Raw genomic sequence first — 14,957 nt, forward strand, 5'->3', positions numbered from 1 at the left:
TTTTAATTAATAATTGTTGTTTATTTTGAATAAAAGTATCACAAAATGATGTGGTTTTTGCGTAGTTTTCCACTGTTTTTTGCACTTGTAAATGGTTAACTTGTCGGTATGTCGAAAGGGAGTAATTGCTATGAAAGTTGACTGGCTTTTCAAAAACGTCACGGTGATCGACGGGAGCGGTGGGCCGCAATACCGTGCCGATGTGGCGGTGAAGGGCGACCGAATAATGGCTATCGCTCCGGCGCTTGACGTCGCGGCGGAGCAGGAGATAGATGGTCAAGGGCGGGTACTGGCGCCTGGCTTTATCGATGTTCACACCCATGACGATATCAACGTCATCCGCATGCCGGAGTACCTGCCTAAGCTCAGCCAGGGGGTGACAACCGTGATCGTCGGCAACTGTGGGATCAGCGCGGCAACCGCCACCATGCGCGGCGAGGTGCCGGACCCGATGAATCTTCTCGGCGAACGACAGCACTTTATCTATCCCACTGTCGAAGCCTATGCCCATGCGGTAGAGGCCGCGCGACCCTCGCTTAACGTCGGGACGCTGATTGGGCACACCGCGCTGCGCAATAACCATATGGATGACCTGTTCCGCCCGGCGAGCGAGACGGAAATCGCCGGCATGCGCATACAGTTGCGCGATGCGCTGCGCCAGGGCGCTTTAGGACTGAGCACGGGACTTGCCTACGCCAGCGCCTTCCAGTCTACCACCGAAGAAGTGATGGCGCTCGCTGAGGAGTTGACGGCAGAGGGGGGAATTTACACCACCCACCTGCGTTCGGAGTTCGAGCCGATTCTGGAGGCGCTCGACGAGGCGTTCCGCATTGGTCGCCACGGCAACGTGCCGGTGGTGGTCTCGCACCATAAGTGCGCCGGCGCGAAAAACTGGGGTCGCACGAAGGAGACGCTGGCTTTCTTCGATGAGATGCGCCAGCGCCAGGAGATCGCCTGTGACTGTTACCCCTATTCCGCCAGCTCGTCGACGCTGGATATGAAGCAGGTCACCGATGAGTTCGATATCGTCATCACCTGGTCGGAAGCACAGCCCGAGCAGGCCGGAAAAACGCTGCAGCAGATCGCCGATGAATGGCAGGTGAGCCTGCACGACGCCGCGGCGCGGCTGATGCCGGCAGGCGCTATTTATTACAACATGGACGAGCAGGACGTACGGCGGGTGCTGGGTTATCCGGTGACCATGATTGGCTCCGACGGGCTGTCGAACGACCCGATGCCGCATCCGCGGCTGTGGGGGGCGTTTCCGCGGGTCCTGGGCCACTATTGCCGCGATGAACGCCTGTTTCCGCTGACTACCGCGATCCACAAAATGACCGGGCTGTCGTCGGCGCGCTTCCAGCTGGCGGATCGTGGGCTGGTAAAAGTGGGCTACTACGCCGACCTGGTGCTGTTTGACCCGCTGACGGTGCGCGATGTCGCCAGTTTCTCCGACCCGAAACGTCCGGCGGACGGTATTGAGGCGGTGATGGTTAACGGCGTGATGAGCTACGGCAGCGACAAAAAGATTATCGGGCGCGCGGGGCGTTTCCTGCGCCGCCGAATGAACTGAGGAGTGAAAAATGAGTATTAAACGTTATGGCGTAGAGGGCGGTACCGGTACCGGCGGGCAGCACCTGCCGTTCGCGCGGGCGGTGGAAGCGGGAGGCTGGCTGTACGTCTCCGGCCAGACGCCGATGAAGGACGGGGAAGTGGTGGAAGGCGGGATTGTCGACCAGGCGCGTCTGGCGATTCAGAACTGCGTAGATATCATGACCGAAGCGGGCTACACCCTGGCCGACGTGGTGCATGTTAAAGTGATCCTCACCGATGCGCGCTATTTTCAGTCTTTCAATAAAGTCTTCCGCGAGTTCTTTGGCGACAACCCGCCTGCCCGCATCTGCTGCGTAGCGGACCTGGTGGTGGATTGTAAAGTCGAAGTGGATGTGACCTGTTATAACGCTTCTCGCGCATAAAAAGTTAGTAACCAGAAATATAAACAGTCATTTTGAGCGCTGAAATAATTCAGCGCTTCGTAGCCTTTTACCTTTACAAAATTAACTGGCAGGATGTGAATTATGAATAGTCATGTCTTTTTAGTCGGCTTTATTATTTACGCATTGGCCATGATTTGGCTTGGCTGGTACGTGTCCCGTCATCAAAAAAGCGGTGAGGATTTTTTACTCGGCGGCCGTTCTTTGCCGCTGTTCCTGACGCTGGGGTCTACCGTGGCGACCATGGTGGGAACCGGTTCAAGCATGGGCGCTGTCGGCTTCGGCTACAGCAATGGATGGGCCGGGATGCTCTACGGCGTGGGCGGCGCCATCGGTATTTTACTGGTGGCCTGGCTGTTTGCGCCGGTGCGAAAGCTGCGCTTTATGACCATGAGCGAAGAGCTTTCTTATTACACAGGTAGCAGCCATTTAATTAAAAATCTCGTCGGGATAATGATATTTATTGCCTCAATTGGCTGGCTGGGGGCGCATATTCTTGGCGGGAGTATGTATTTAGCCTGGGCGACAGGAATTAATCTGACGGTGGCAAAAATTATTATTGCCATGGCGTTTGCGATTTACGTCATTATCGGCGGTTATTCTGCTGTGGTGTGGACAGACACCATTCAGGCATTAATTCTGTTTTTCGGTTTTATCCTGATGGCGATTCTGGCAGTGGTTCACGTCGGGGGATGGGATGCCATCGTTCAGGCGATGGATCCCAAGGCGATGAGCCTGTTTGCGGTCGATAAGTTGGGGACCATTCCGGCGCTATCGCTGGCGATGGTCATCGGCGTCGGCGTGCTGGCGACCCCTTCCTATCGCCAGCGTATTTACTCGGGAAAAGACGTCTCTTCGGTGCGGCGCTCGTTTGTCTATACCGGCGTGCTGTATCTGTTTTTCTCGGTGCTGCCGGCGATCATCGGCATGGCGGCCTGGACGATGAACCCCAATCTTGAGAACAGTAACTACGCCTTCCTGTTCGCCACCAGCTTCTTACCGGCGATCCTCGGGCTGGTGGTCCTGATTGCCGGACTTTCCGCCACCATGTCTTCGGCCAGCTCCGATGCGATAGCCGCCGTGGCCATCATGATGCGGGATGTCTATACCCTCGTGACCGGAAAAATGCCGCCGGCGCATAAGGCGATAACGCTCTCTCGCTGGATGCTGGCGTTCGTCATCGGCCTGGCGATGATCTTCGCCCTGACCTCGAACGATATCATCAGCTATATCACCAAAATGATCTCCATGCTGATGTCCGGGCTCTTCGTCTGTTCCATTCTCGGCCGCTTCTGGCTGCGCTTTAACTGGCAGGGGGCGCTCACCGCGCTGCTGAGCGGCATGCTGGTGTCTATTGTGGTTCTGGTTAAGGCCGACTGGCTGGCTTACTGGGGCAATCCGTGCATTCCGTCGGTCGTTGGCAGCTTTGTTTCCGCTATTTTTGTCACCGTCATGACGCCAGCCAGCAAAATCAGCCGTCAGCAGGCGCTGGAAATGATTACCCAGGAGCGGGAAGGGGAGGCGATCCCGGCGAAGACGGCGGTGCAGGTCTCAGGAGAAGCACAATGAAGGATTATATTGCCGTCGACTGGGGCTCTACCCAGCTGCGCGGCTGGCTGATTCGCAACGGCCAGTGCGTCGAAACGAAGCAGCTGCCGCTGGGTATTACCCGCCTGAACGGACGATCGCCTGCCGATGTATTCGCGGAGCATTTGGCCCCCTGGCGCGGCGCACAGGCGCTGCCGGTGCTGATGGCCGGGATGATCGGCAGCGATGCGGGCTGGCAGGCGGTGCCGTATCTGGACTGTCCGGCGGCGATCGACGCGCCTGGGCGGCAGCTATGCGCCGTTGCTGAAGGCGTGTGGATTATTCCCGGCCTCAAGATTGAACAGGACGGGGATTTCAACGTGATGCGCGGCGAAGAGACGCAGCTGCTGGGGGCCTGCCAGCTGGCGCCGGCGGAGTGTTACGTGCTGCCGGGCACCCACTGCAAATGGGTCCAGGTGGCGGGCGGCGCGGTGCGTCATTTTGCCACGGCGATGACCGGCGAACTGCATCATCTGCTGATGACGCAATCGCTGATCGGCAAAGGGCTGCCTGCCCAGCAGCCGGACGAGGCGGCGTTTGAACGGGGGCTGGAAAAAGGGCTGGCGCAGCCGTCGCTGATTAGCGAACTGTTTGTCGCCAGGGCCGCCCGGGTGCTGGGCGGTCTGGCGGCGAGCTCGGTCAGCGATTACCTCTCCGGGCTGCTGATTGGCGCGGAGGTAGCGACCCTGGGGCAGCGTTTCCGTGCTTCTGCCGTCACGCTGGTTGGCGACCCGGCGCTGAATGCCCGCTACGGTCGGGCGATGAAGGCGCGCGGAATGACGGTTAACAGCTGCAGTGGCGATGAGGCATTGCTGGCTGGCATGGCGAGGATAATGCATGAACAAGATTAAGCTGGTGGCGATTTTACGCGGTATTCGCCCCGCTGAGGCAGCGGAGCATATTGAGACGCTAATCAATGCAGGCTTTCGCTATATCGAAATCCCGCTCAATTCGCCAGACTGGCAGCAGAGTATTCCGCAGATGGTTGCGCGGTTTGGCGAGCAGGCGATGATAGGCGCGGGAACGGTACTGCGCGTGGAACAGGTCGATTTTCTCGCTGAGGCCGGGGCGAAGCTTATCGTGACGCCGAATACCCAGCCTGCGGTGATCCGTCAGGCAGTGGCGCACGGAATGCAGGTTTGTGCCGGGTGCGCCACCGCGACTGAGGCGTTTAACGCGCTGGATGCCGGGGCGCAGTGGCTGAAGATATTTCCGTCTTCTGCTTTCGGTCCGGACTACATTCGGGCGCTGAAAGCGGTGTTGCCGTCGGAGGTGCCGGTGCTGGCGGTGGGCGGCGTGACGCCGGAAAATCTGGCAACCTGGATGCGGGCTGGGTGCGCCGGAGCCGGTCTGGGCAGCGATCTTTATCGCGCCGGACAGGCCGTGGAACGTACCCGCCTGCAGGCGGAGAGGTTTATCGCCGCTGCCGGTGGCTAGTCGCCAAGAGGCTGGCGATCGACGCCGCCGCGGTGGCTGTCGAGGGCCAGCTTAATACGACGTAATTTGCCTTTTGCCTGAGTTTTGTTGGCCATCGCCAGTTCGGTGGCCAGCACATCGACCATCGCCAGCATCGCATAACGCGAAGTGCTGGGCTTGAAGATATAGTCGTTTTCCCGCACCAGCAGCGGCAGCACCAGATCCGCCTGCTCAGCCAGCGGCGTCCCGGCGGGGGTAATCGCAATGACCTTCGCGCCGTACTGGCTGGCAATCGCCGCGCTCTCGATGATCTCCGGGGTATAGCCGCCCAGAGACAGTACAATCACCACATCCTGCGGCGTCACCGCCGAGCTCATCATGCGTACCAGCAGACCGTCGCTCTGACTGACGACCGGAAGACCAAGACGAAACAGGCGATATTGAATCTCCTGAGCGCAGATGGTTGACCCGCCGCCCATTCCAAGGGCGAGGATCTGCCGCGCTGCACTCAACCAGCTCACCGCACGCTTCAACGCCTCGATATCCAGCGCCCGGCGATTGGTCTCCAGCACGCTGATGATTGACTCATAGATCCCCTGTACGCCTTCGAGGTCCGGAACATCGAGGATAAACCGCTGGCCGACCGCAAGGGATTGCGCAAGCTTCATCTTCAGCTCACGGACGTCTTTACAGCCGAGCGCCCGGGCAAAACGGGTGACCGACGCCTGGCTGGTCTGAGTCAGACGCGCTATCTCGGCGATGGGTAGCTCCGCCGCCGCCGCGACATCATCGAGAATAAACTGCGCGATGCGCTTTTCGGTCGCCGTGAGCTCCACAAAGCGATCGGTAATACAGGAAATAATATCGATTGACCAGGACATACGGGTAGCAACAGGTAAGTTTTGATTGGTACTTTGTACCATATATCGCCGCTAAATTCAGCGCTGGCGTCTACAACGCCAGGCGCATGGCGCAGCGCGTCTCCGGCGGCAGTCCGTGCCGGGTCTCCTGTTCTCTTTTCGCCGCCAGCCCGGCGGGCAGGGTCAGCTCATCGAGGATGGCGAATCCCAGGCGGGTATAAAACGGCGCATTCCACGGCACTTCGCGGAAGGTGGTGAGGGTCACCGCCGGGTAAGCCATTTGCCCGGCGCGCTCGATAACCTGCTCCAGCAGCATCCGCCCGATGCCCTGATGCTGCCAGGCCTGGTGGACGGCGATTTCGGCGATAAATAAGGCATCGTCGAGCGGTTCGGTAAGAATAAAACCAACCGGCTGCCCGGCGGCCACCGCCAGCAGACTATGTTCCGTTTCCAGATAATCATGATGGCGCGCAACGCTAATCACCTCGCTGTCCGCCAGCCAGGCGAGAGCGGGGATCTGACGAAATGCCTGAGCGGCGGAACGTTCAATGGCCGGCAGAAGGGCGATATCACTCTCCTCGGTCAGGCGTAATCCGGCGCCGGCAGTTATAGTGTTAGTTTTCATCACCTGAGCATAGCAGCCTTCGGGAGAAAAATATGGAGCTGACCGCCGTTCCCGCCACGCAGTTCAGCAGCGTGCAGTTAACGGATATTCTTAACGCCTGTTTTGAAGCCTATCTGGTACCGGTGACCCAGTCGGTGGAGGGATTTGTTCAGCGCTTTAGCGCCGAGGGGATGAGCCTGATCGATTCCCGCGTCTGGCTGGCCGGAGATGAACCGGCGGCGATCACGATCGTCGCGCGTCGGGGGAATATGGCTCGCCTGGCGGCCTTTGCCCTGCGCCCGGCCTGGCGCGGCAAAGGTCTTGGGCGGAAATTGATGCAGGAGCTGCTGACGTTTCTGCAGCAGCAGGAGATCGAGACGGTTTCCCTGGAGGTGATCCGCGATAACCACGCGGCCGTCGCGCTGTATCAGTCGTTAGGCTTTACGCGGCGCTATGGGCTCTGCGGCTACCTGAGCGCAGAGCCTCTGGCTGCGGCGCCTGGCGCGTTACAGCCTTATCCGATCCTGGCACTGCTTCGACGCGCCGTTGAGGAGAGTAACAGTCAGCTCCCCTGGCTGATGGATCCGCTTACCTTCGCCACCCTGCCATGCCGCGTCGTGACCCTGGAACAGCGCGCCTTCGCGGTACTGAGCACCTCGGGCTCACGGCCTGTACTGCAGTTTTTATGGGTGGAACCCGCCGCCCGTCGCCAGGGGCTGGCGCAAGCGCTGCTGATGGCGCTGGCGCAGCAGTTCCCGGGGATCGGCACGTCGGTGACGGTCCCGGAAACCTTTACGCCGCTGTTTGCCGCGGCGGGGTATGCGCCGCTATCGCTGCAGCAGTATGAAATGACGATGGAGTGTGCCGCAGCGAAGTCCGCTTAGGCGGGAGTGTGCGCTGGGCCGCAAAAAACAGCACGGGGCGTCGATAAGCCTCTCTTTTGCCGCATCATATCTCTTCGTAATGGCGACGAGGGGGATGTAATGCGTAAAACGGAACTGTTGGCTTTTTTGCAAAATCAGACCGATTTTTTCGATCCGGATCACCTGAGCGACGTTTTCACCGCCAGCTGGCTGGCTCAGCGTTTCGCGATGCAAAGAAATACCGCCAGCCACTATCTCAATCAGCTGGTCGCCCAGGACGTGCTGGTGAAGATCAACACCCGGCCGGTCTATTTTCTGCATAAAAAAGCCTTCTGCCAGCAGTTCTTCCCCCTTTCCCGCAGCGAGTACGCCAGCATGGCGGAGCTGCTCGCGGAGAGTGACCGCCAGCCGGAACAGGCGGACCATTTTTCGTTGCTGACCGGGCATGACGGCAGCCTGCGTAAACCGATTGAGCAGATGAAAACCGCGCTGTTTTATCCCAACGGCGGCCTGCCGCTACTGATCGTCGGCGACAGCGGAACCGGCAAAAGCTATATGGCGGAGCTGATGCACGAGTTCGCGATCGCCCAGGGCCTGCTGGCGCCCGATGCGCCCTTTGTCAGCTTCAACTGCGCGCAATATGCCAGTAACCCGGAGCTGCTGGCCGCCAACCTGTTTGGCTATGTCAAAGGCGCGTTTACCGGCGCGCAGAGCGATAAAGCCGGGGCGTTCGAGGCGGCAAACGGCGGGATGCTGTTTCTCGACGAGGTCCATCGACTGGATGCTCAGGGGCAGGAGAAGCTCTTCACCTGGCTGGACCGCAAGGAGATCTACCGGGTGGGAGAGACCGCCCATGGCCTGCCGATTTCCCTGCGGCTGGTGTTTGCCACCACCGAAGATATTCACAGCACGTTTCTGACCACCTTTCTTCGTCGTATTCCGATCCTGGTCAGCTTGCCCGATCTTCAACACCGCAGCCGCGAGGAGAAGGAGGCGCTAACGCTGCAGTTTTTCTGGCAGGAGGCGTGGACGCTTGCCGCCAGGCTGCAGCTCACGCCGCGGCTTTTGCAGGTTCTGACGCAGTACGTTTATCGAGGCAACGTCGGCGAGCTGAAGAATGTGGTGAAGTACGCCGTTGCATCGGCCTGGGCCAGGTCTCCGGGCAGCGAGATGCTGACCGTGACGCTGCACGATCTGCCGGAAAATATCATGGCGGCGACGCCGGCGCTCAGTGAAGCCATGGGCCAGAAGGAGCCGCTGCTTATCGAGCCGCAGACCAGCCTGGTCTGGCTGCTGCGGGCGCGCGATCCGGTTCAGGGGCTGATCCATGACGTTCAGTGTCGGATTCTGGCGCTGTATGAAGCAGTGCTAAATAAAAAAACGGTCTGGGAAGAGGCGCAAAGAAGCATGGGGGAGGAGATTGAAACCCTCTTCGATCGGCTGATCTTTGATAACCAGGATGCCAGTAGCTCGCAGATGTTGCTGCTGATCGCCCATCAGGTGCGGGAGGAGTATTATCGCCTGGAAAAACGCTTCAATATCCAGTTTAACGGCAACTGTCTCTACGCCCTGAGCCACTACCTGATCCATCGCTCCCGTCAGGCGCAGTCGACGATGAGCAATGAGAAAATCCGTCTGCTGGCGGATTTTCTGGCAAACAAATTCCCGCTGCTGTATCGCTTTTGCGAAGCGATCCTCGACGCGCTGGCGTTGAAGCTGGATATTGAGCCCCGGCGTATTGACCTGCTGTTGCTGGTGCTATGGTTCCAGAAAAACGGCGCAATCAGCCAGCAGCAGGTGACCCGCGCGATTATTCTCGCTCACGGTTACGCCACCGCCAGCAGCATCGCCAGCGTGGCGAACCGCTTGCTGAAAAGCCCGCTGTTTGAGTCATTCGACATGCCGCTCGACGTGACGCCGGAGGCTATCGCTAATCAGGTGATGGCGTATATTGAGCGCCACGCGCTGGCTTCAGGGCTGATCATTCTGGTCGATATGGGATCGCTGAACGCTATTCACAGCCATTTTAATCGTCGCCTGAATACGCCGGTGGCGATTATTAACAATGTCTCCACCGGCATGGCGATGTACGTCGGGGAGCGGATTTTACACGGCGATATGCTGGAAGATATCGTCCGCGAGATCGGCGACGATCTGGCGGTTGAGCACCAGCTCTATTACCCGCAGACCGATAAACCGCGGGCGATTTTGACCACCTGCGCCACCGGTCTGGGCGCTGCGGCGAACCTGTCGGCGCTGTTAAAAGCCAGCATCCCTGAAGCGCTCGGCGTTGATATTGTGGCCTGCGATGTGGAGACCCTGGCCGACCCCGCGCGGCGGGAGCCGATGCTCAGCCGCTACGACGTGCTGGCGATCGTCGGCACCCTCGATCCGCATCTTGCCGATCTCCCGTGGATCTCGCTGGATTCGCTGATCTCGGGGGAGGGAAGTCGCCCGCTAATGCGTATCTTCGGCGAACTGGCGACAGCGGAGCAGGTCAGCGAGATCAACAACCTGATCCTGAAAAACTTCTCGCTGCGGCGGGTGATCGAGTCGGTGACGATCCTCGATACCGCGAAGGTGATCAACCAGGTTGAGCAGTTTTTGCTGCGCTATGAGCATTTGGCCGGGTACGAGGTGCCCAACGAACGTAAGGTGGCGCTGTATGTGCATATCAGCTGTCTGATAGAGCGGTTAATTCGCCACGCTTCCCCAACCCATTATGCGGGAAGGCAGTGTCCGGAGCGCGAGCTGGCGACGCTGCGCGAGGCCTTTAGTGTCATAGAGAGCGGATATAGTGTCAAAATCCCCGCCGTAGAACTGTACTACATTCACGATATTCTGACGCGGGAAACGGAATTTATTCAGGAAGATCAAGAGTTTTAACGCTTCTCTCCCTTTTGTCCTTACGTTAGCCGACGCGCCACTGTTTCTGGCACGTCGGTTGCAATTAAGAAAGCAGTGGAATGCGCTTTCGAGGTAAGGATGAAACGACACTATATTTTTGCCAGCCACGGCACCTTTGCTAACGGTTTGTTGAACTCTGTGGAGCTGATCCTCGGTAAACAGCCGGATATTCATACTCTGTGCGCCTATGTGGAAGAGGAGGTCGATCTGACGCAGCAGGTGGAGGCGCTGCTGGCGCGTTTCCCGGCGCAGGATGAGCTGATAGTGATTACGGATATTTTCGCCGGTAGCGTGAATAATGAGTTTGTGCGTTTTTTATCGCGCCCGCACTTCCATTTATTGTCCGGGTTAAATCTACCATTAATTATTGATCTGCTTATTTCTGCAGCGGAAGAGAATACCGAAAAATTAATTTCTGAAGCATTAATCAACGCCAAAGAGAGCATTCAGTACTGCAATCAGACTATTGCCGGGGCGATGACTATGGATAAAGACTTCTGAAATGAGGATGCATAATGATTACGTTATTAAGGGTTGACCATCGATTACTTCACGGCCAGGTAGCCTTTTCCTGGACCCAATATGTCGGCGCCGATTGCATTTTAATCGCCAACGACAGTGTCCCTGAGGATGAACTGCGGAAAACCACCATTAAGCTTGCTAAACCACCCTCGGTGAAGCTGGTGATTAAAAATATAAATGATTCTATTGAGGCGATAAAAAGCGGGGTTACCGATAAATATAATTTATTTATTGTTGTGGAGTCGGTCAATGACGCCTGGCGTATTGCCAGCGCCGTTGGGGACATAAAAAGTATTAATCTCGGCGGGATTAAAGCCAAAGAGGGCAGTAAAAATATCTCTAAGGCGATTAATTTATTGTCGGAGGAAATAGAGCAGTTGCAACAACTGGTGGGCAAAGGCGTCGAGGTGGAGATTCGCCAGGTCCCGAACGATCGCAAACAGCTTTTTACGGAATGCGTGTGATTCCGGAGGACAGATTATGGTAGAGGCTCTCTTACTGGGTCTGGTGGCGTTTATCGCGCAATCGGAATATGCCTTAGGGACGTCGCTGATTTCCCGGCCTATCGTCACCGGGCTACTGACCGGTCTGGTGCTGGGGGATGTGCAGACCGGCGTCATTATGGGCGCGACGCTGGAGCTGGCGTTTATCGGTTCGTTCTCCGTTGGCGCCTCGATCCCGCCCGACGTGGTGACCGGCGGTATTCTCGGCGTGGCGTTCGCCATCACCTCCGGCGCGGGCACGGAAACGGCGCTGTTGCTCGGCCTGCCTATCGCCACCCTGACCCTGATCCTGAAAAACGTTTATCTGGGGATGTTTATTCCGCTGCTCAGCCAGAAAGCGGACGGCTATGCGGAACGGGCGGATACGCGCGGCATTGAGCGGATGCATCTGATTGCCGGATTCGGCCTGTCGCTGATGCTTGCCACGGTGGTGACCGTCTCATTCCTGGTGGGCAGCAACGCGGTGAAATCCCTGCTCGATACGATCCCGGAATTTATTAAACACGGACTCAGCGTGGCCACCGGGATCATTCCGGCTCTCGGCTTCGCGATGCTCGCCAGGTTGCTGATTAACAAGAAGGTGGCGCCGTACTTTTTCCTCGGCTTTGTACTGATGGCCTATTTGAAAATCCCGGTGACCGGTATCGCCATTCTCGGCGCCATCGTGGCGGTGGTGATGGTTAATGTCACCGCATTGAGCGCACCTCGTACCACGACAGAACAAGGAGTCAGCGATGACGACGAAGATGATTTCTGACGAAACTCTGCAGCCGCAGGCGCAGGAAGAAGCCCGTATTACGCCGCGCGATCTACGCCGGGTCTTCTGGCGCTCCTTCCAGATGGAGTTCTCCTGGAACTATGAGCGGCAGATGAATCTTGCCTTTGTTTACGCGCTGATCCCGGTGCTGAAAAAGCTCTATCCGCGCAAAGAGGAGCTGGCCGGGGCGCTGAAACGCCATCTGGTGTTCTTCAATACCACGCCGCATATCGTCACCCTGCTGCTGGGGATCACGACGGCGATGGAGGAGAAAAACAGCCAGCAGAAAAATATGGATGCCAACGCGATTGATAACGTCAAAGCCTCGCTGATGGGCCCGCTGGCCGGGCTGGGAGACTCCTTCTTCTGGGGAACGCTGCGCCTGATCGCGACCGGCATCGGCACCAGCCTGGCGCTAAAGGGCAATATTCTCGGGCCGATCCTGTTTCTGCTGGTGTTTAACGTGCCGCACATTCTGGTGCGCTGGTGCTTTACCCGCTGGGGCTACGTGCTGGGCACCGGGGTGCTGCAGCGGATCCAGAAGAGCGGAATGATGGAGAGCCTGACCTACGGGGCGTCGATTATCGGCCTGATGGTGGTCGGGGCGATGACCGCCTCAATGATCGATATCACCATCCCTGTCTCCTTCGGGGCCGGGGAGGCCAAAACTCAGGTGCAGGACATCATCAACGACATTCTGCCCTGCATGCTGCCGCTGGTGAGTTTCGGTATCGTCTACTGGCTGCTGGGGCGGAAGGTTAAACCGCTCTCTATTATCGGCGGAATGGCGCTGGTGGGCATTCTGGGTTCGTGGATCGGATTGTTTTAACGGGAGTGAGCTATGCGACCAACAATGATGACCTATATCAGCGAAGAGCCGGCCTGTCTGGCGCAGATCCTGCGCGACTACCGGCGCAAGCTGGCGGCGATTGAGACCTTCGCCCGCCAGCAGCCGGTGCGGCGTATTTTGCTACTGGCGACCGGATCGTCGCTGAATGCCGCGCTTTGCGCGCGCTATTTCTTTGAACAACGCTTTGACGTGCTGGTGGACATTAAAGAGCCGTACAACTTTACCCATTACGAAACTATCGACCCGCATACCGATCTGGTGGTGGCGATTTCACAGAGCGGAAAAAGCGCGTCGACGCTGGAGGCGATGCGTAAGGTACAGGCCTCAGGACTGCCGGTATTTGCTCTGACCTCCGACCCGCAAAGCCCGACCGGGCGGGCCTGCGATGGCGTTCTGGATATCAATACCGGGATCGAGAGCGTAGGGTTTGTCACCCGCGGCTTTAGCGCGACAGTGCTCAATCTGCTGCTGATAGCGCTGATGATTGCTCGCAGCCAGGGGAAGGCCAGTGAAGCCGAGGAGCAGCACTATCTTGCCGAATTCCAGCGACTGGCGGCGGCGATCCCGGAGGTCATCGCCCGCACTTCGCGCTTTATCGACCGGCATAGCGAAACGCTGCGGCGCGGCGAGCGCTTTGTCGCCACCGGCTATGGCGCGCTGGTTGGCGTGGCGAAAGAGTTCGAAACCAAATTTACCGAGACGGTGCGGGTACCTTCCAGCGGCTTTGAGCTGGAAGCCTATATGCACGGCCCCTATCTGGAAGCCAATGCCCGCCATGTGATGCTGTTTATGGAGGACTCGCCGGACGCGCGAACCCGGGCGCTGCGCGACTATATGGCGCCGTCGATTGCCCGCGCCTTTACGCTGACGCTGGGGGACGAAGAGGATGAACAAACGCTGGCGCTTAACTGCCCGTGCGAGCATCACCTGGCGCCGCTGCTGCTGATTGTCCCCGTGCAGATGCTCGCCTGGCATACCGCCGGGCTAAAAGGCATCGATCTGGCGATACGTATTTTCGACGATTTTGACCGCGTATTAAAAAGTAAAATCTGATTATTCAGGAGAAAACTATGTTGGGTTTTAATCAGGACGAGTACCTGACCAGTGCTCGCGAGATCATCGCTGCGCGTAAACAGGCGGAAACCGTGGCCGACGCTATTTATGACAGCGGCTGCAGCGCGTTATTTTTCGCCTCGGTAGGCGGTTCTTTAGCTCCGATGATGGCAATTAATGAGTTTGCCAAAGAATTAACCAGCGTGCCGGTTTATCTTGAGCAGGCGGCGGAATTAATTCATCGCGGGCATAAAAAATTAAATAAAGAGGCGGTGGTGGTGACGTTATCCAAATCCGGCGATACCAAAGAGTCGGTGGCCATTGCCGAATGGTGCAAGGCGCAGGGGATACGCGTGGTAGCCATTACCCGTCATGCCGATTCGCCATTGGCTGCCGCCGCCAGCTGGCATATTCCGATGTGCCACAAAAATGGCGTGGAATATGAATATATGCTGCTGTACTGGTTATTCTTTCGGGTCATTTATCGTCACGGCGAGTTTGCGGATTATGCGCGTTTTGCCAGCCAGCTCGAGTTGCTGCCGGAAAATCTTCTGCAGGCCAAACGCCAGTTCGATCCCCAGGCGGACAGCATTGCCGCGCAATACCATGACAGCGACTATATGATGTGGATTGGCGGCGCGGAAATGTGGGGTGAGGTCTACCTGTTCTCGATGTGTATTCTCGAAGAGATGCAGTGGAAGCGGACCAAGTCGGTAAGCTCGGCTGAATTTTTCCACGGCACTCTGGAGCTGCTGGAAAAAGAGGTCCCGCTGTTTCTGGTGAAGGGCGAGGGGAAATGCCGGGCGCTGGACGAGCGCGTCGAACGCTTTGCCGAAAAGATAACTGACCATCTGGTGGTGATCGACCCGCGCGACTATCCGCTGAACGGCATTGATGATGCGTTCCGCTGGATTATGGCGCCGTGCGTGGTGTCCACTCTGCTGGTGGACCGGCTGGCGGCCCACTTTGAGCACCATACCGGCCACGACCTGAATATCCGCCGTTATTACCGGCAGTTTGATTACTAAATCTTGCCTATGGCGG

General features: G+C 57.8%; 16 protein-coding genes. 13 read left to right on the top strand and 3 right to left on the bottom strand.

The features are described 5' to 3' along the window. Nucleotides 1–6: 6 nt before the first annotated feature. Nucleotides 7–153: a hypothetical protein gene (locus ACOI7Z_RS14785; protein WP_065883258.1), complete on the bottom strand. Its 147-nt coding sequence runs from the start codon at nucleotides 151–153 to the stop codon at nucleotides 7–9. Between ACOI7Z_RS14785 and ACOI7Z_RS14790 the strand changes: the two genes are divergently transcribed. The 5 genes from ACOI7Z_RS14790 (at nucleotide 131) to ACOI7Z_RS14810 (ending at nucleotide 5,015) form a co-directional block, all read left to right on the top strand. Continuing rightward, nucleotides 131–1,570 (top strand): N-acyl-D-amino-acid deacylase family protein, encoded by a 1,440-nt coding sequence (locus tag ACOI7Z_RS14790; RefSeq protein WP_420702332.1) that lies wholly within the window; start codon nucleotides 131–133, stop codon nucleotides 1,568–1,570. The two genes, ACOI7Z_RS14785 and ACOI7Z_RS14790, sit on opposite strands and share 23 nt — an antisense overlap. A gap of 10 nt (nucleotides 1,571–1,580) precedes the next feature. Further along, entirely contained in the window at nucleotides 1,581–1,973 is a 393-nt protein-coding gene (locus ACOI7Z_RS14795) for a RidA family protein (RefSeq protein WP_087849134.1), read from the top strand. Between the two features lie 102 nt (nucleotides 1,974–2,075). Then, nucleotides 2,076–3,560 carry a sodium:solute symporter family protein gene (locus ACOI7Z_RS14800; protein WP_087849135.1) on the top strand — a complete coding sequence of 495 codons (1,485 nt, stop codon included), beginning with the start codon at nucleotides 2,076–2,078 and terminating at the stop codon, nucleotides 3,558–3,560. Next, nucleotides 3,557–4,429, top strand: a complete 873-nt coding sequence (locus ACOI7Z_RS14805; protein ID WP_087827562.1) for a 2-dehydro-3-deoxygalactonokinase — start codon at nucleotides 3,557–3,559, stop codon at nucleotides 4,427–4,429. The genes ACOI7Z_RS14800 and ACOI7Z_RS14805 overlap by 4 nt, the downstream gene beginning before the upstream one ends. Continuing rightward, the gene (locus ACOI7Z_RS14810) at nucleotides 4,416–5,015 is read left to right on the top strand and encodes a 2-dehydro-3-deoxy-6-phosphogalactonate aldolase (RefSeq protein ID WP_087849136.1); all 600 of its coding nucleotides are present in this window, start codon (nucleotides 4,416–4,418) and stop codon (nucleotides 5,013–5,015) included. Before ACOI7Z_RS14805 ends, ACOI7Z_RS14810 begins: the two co-directional genes overlap by 14 nt. Here the strand turns inward: ACOI7Z_RS14810 and ACOI7Z_RS14815 are convergent. Next, entirely contained in the window at nucleotides 5,012–5,875 is an 864-nt protein-coding gene (locus ACOI7Z_RS14815) for a MurR/RpiR family transcriptional regulator (RefSeq protein WP_032429092.1), read from the bottom strand. The genes ACOI7Z_RS14810 and ACOI7Z_RS14815 overlap by 4 nt on opposite strands. A gap of 70 nt (nucleotides 5,876–5,945) precedes the next feature. After that, nucleotides 5,946–6,479: a GNAT family N-acetyltransferase gene (locus tag ACOI7Z_RS14820; protein WP_048336357.1), complete on the bottom strand. Its 534-nt coding sequence runs from the start codon at nucleotides 6,477–6,479 to the stop codon at nucleotides 5,946–5,948. 32 nt (nucleotides 6,480–6,511) lie between these two features. Here ACOI7Z_RS14820 and ACOI7Z_RS14825 point away from each other — a divergent pair, with 32 nt between their 5' ends. The 8 genes from ACOI7Z_RS14825 to ACOI7Z_RS14860 all read left to right on the top strand — a co-directional run bounded on the left by ACOI7Z_RS14825 (nucleotide 6,512) and on the right by ACOI7Z_RS14860 (nucleotide 14,941). Next, nucleotides 6,512–7,342 (top strand): GNAT family N-acetyltransferase, encoded by an 831-nt coding sequence (locus ACOI7Z_RS14825; RefSeq protein WP_087849137.1) that lies wholly within the window; start codon nucleotides 6,512–6,514, stop codon nucleotides 7,340–7,342. 99 nt (nucleotides 7,343–7,441) lie between these two features. Further along, complete coding sequence (locus ACOI7Z_RS14830; RefSeq protein WP_087849138.1) at nucleotides 7,442–10,207, top strand: sigma 54-interacting transcriptional regulator; 2,766 nt, start codon at nucleotides 7,442–7,444, stop codon at nucleotides 10,205–10,207. A 99-nt stretch (nucleotides 10,208–10,306) separates the two neighbouring features. Next, entirely contained in the window at nucleotides 10,307–10,729 is a 423-nt protein-coding gene (locus tag ACOI7Z_RS14835) for a PTS sugar transporter subunit IIA (RefSeq protein WP_044525295.1), read from the top strand. A gap of 14 nt (nucleotides 10,730–10,743) precedes the next feature. Further along, a complete protein-coding gene (locus ACOI7Z_RS14840; RefSeq protein ID WP_087849139.1) occupies nucleotides 10,744–11,214 on the top strand; it encodes a PTS sugar transporter subunit IIB in 471 nt (156 codons plus the stop codon). Between the two features lie 16 nt (nucleotides 11,215–11,230). Continuing rightward, a complete protein-coding gene (locus ACOI7Z_RS14845; protein ID WP_023291868.1) occupies nucleotides 11,231–12,010 on the top strand; it encodes a PTS mannose/fructose/sorbose/N-acetylgalactosamine transporter subunit IIC in 780 nt (259 codons plus the stop codon). Then, nucleotides 11,988–12,839, top strand: coding sequence for a PTS system mannose/fructose/sorbose family transporter subunit IID (locus ACOI7Z_RS14850; RefSeq protein WP_065883271.1), 852 nt, complete (start codon nucleotides 11,988–11,990; stop codon nucleotides 12,837–12,839). The genes ACOI7Z_RS14845 and ACOI7Z_RS14850 overlap by 23 nt, the downstream gene beginning before the upstream one ends. A gap of 12 nt (nucleotides 12,840–12,851) precedes the next feature. Continuing rightward, on the top strand, nucleotides 12,852–13,913 hold the full coding sequence (locus tag ACOI7Z_RS14855; protein WP_087849140.1) for an SIS domain-containing protein: 1,062 nt from the start codon (nucleotides 12,852–12,854) through the stop codon (nucleotides 13,911–13,913). A gap of 17 nt (nucleotides 13,914–13,930) precedes the next feature. Next, complete coding sequence (locus ACOI7Z_RS14860) at nucleotides 13,931–14,941, top strand: SIS domain-containing protein (RefSeq protein ID WP_044525297.1); 1,011 nt, start codon at nucleotides 13,931–13,933, stop codon at nucleotides 14,939–14,941. Nucleotides 14,942–14,957: the final 16 nt, after the last annotated feature.

It is taken from the genome of Klebsiella sp. C283, from assembly GCF_048822555.1.
In the GTDB taxonomy this organism is placed as follows: domain Bacteria; phylum Pseudomonadota; class Gammaproteobacteria; order Enterobacterales; family Enterobacteriaceae; genus Klebsiella; species Klebsiella quasipneumoniae.

Excerpts from the sequence above, each read along its gene's own strand:
- ACOI7Z_RS14790 (WP_420702332.1), top strand. The coding sequence starts at position 131 with ATGAAAGTTGACTGGCTTTTCAAAAACGTCACGGTGATCGACGGGAGC.
- ACOI7Z_RS14795 (WP_087849134.1), top strand. The coding sequence starts at position 1,581 with ATGAGTATTAAACGTTATGGCGTAGAGGGCGGTACCGGTACCGGCGGG.
- ACOI7Z_RS14800 (WP_087849135.1), top strand. The coding sequence starts at position 2,076 with ATGAATAGTCATGTCTTTTTAGTCGGCTTTATTATTTACGCATTGGCC.
- ACOI7Z_RS14805 (WP_087827562.1), top strand. The coding sequence starts at position 3,557 with ATGAAGGATTATATTGCCGTCGACTGGGGCTCTACCCAGCTGCGCGGC.
- ACOI7Z_RS14810 (WP_087849136.1), top strand. The coding sequence starts at position 4,416 with ATGAACAAGATTAAGCTGGTGGCGATTTTACGCGGTATTCGCCCCGCT.
- ACOI7Z_RS14815 (WP_032429092.1), bottom strand. The coding sequence starts at position 5,875 with ATGTCCTGGTCAATCGATATTATTTCCTGTATTACCGATCGCTTTGTG.
- ACOI7Z_RS14820 (WP_048336357.1), bottom strand. The coding sequence starts at position 6,479 with ATGAAAACTAACACTATAACTGCCGGCGCCGGATTACGCCTGACCGAG.
- ACOI7Z_RS14825 (WP_087849137.1), top strand. The coding sequence starts at position 6,512 with ATGGAGCTGACCGCCGTTCCCGCCACGCAGTTCAGCAGCGTGCAGTTA.
- ACOI7Z_RS14830 (WP_087849138.1), top strand. The coding sequence starts at position 7,442 with ATGCGTAAAACGGAACTGTTGGCTTTTTTGCAAAATCAGACCGATTTT.
- ACOI7Z_RS14835 (WP_044525295.1), top strand. The coding sequence starts at position 10,307 with ATGAAACGACACTATATTTTTGCCAGCCACGGCACCTTTGCTAACGGT.
- ACOI7Z_RS14840 (WP_087849139.1), top strand. The coding sequence starts at position 10,744 with ATGATTACGTTATTAAGGGTTGACCATCGATTACTTCACGGCCAGGTA.
- ACOI7Z_RS14845 (WP_023291868.1), top strand. The coding sequence starts at position 11,231 with ATGGTAGAGGCTCTCTTACTGGGTCTGGTGGCGTTTATCGCGCAATCG.
- ACOI7Z_RS14850 (WP_065883271.1), top strand. The coding sequence starts at position 11,988 with ATGACGACGAAGATGATTTCTGACGAAACTCTGCAGCCGCAGGCGCAG.
- ACOI7Z_RS14855 (WP_087849140.1), top strand. The coding sequence starts at position 12,852 with ATGCGACCAACAATGATGACCTATATCAGCGAAGAGCCGGCCTGTCTG.
- ACOI7Z_RS14860 (WP_044525297.1), top strand. The coding sequence starts at position 13,931 with ATGTTGGGTTTTAATCAGGACGAGTACCTGACCAGTGCTCGCGAGATC.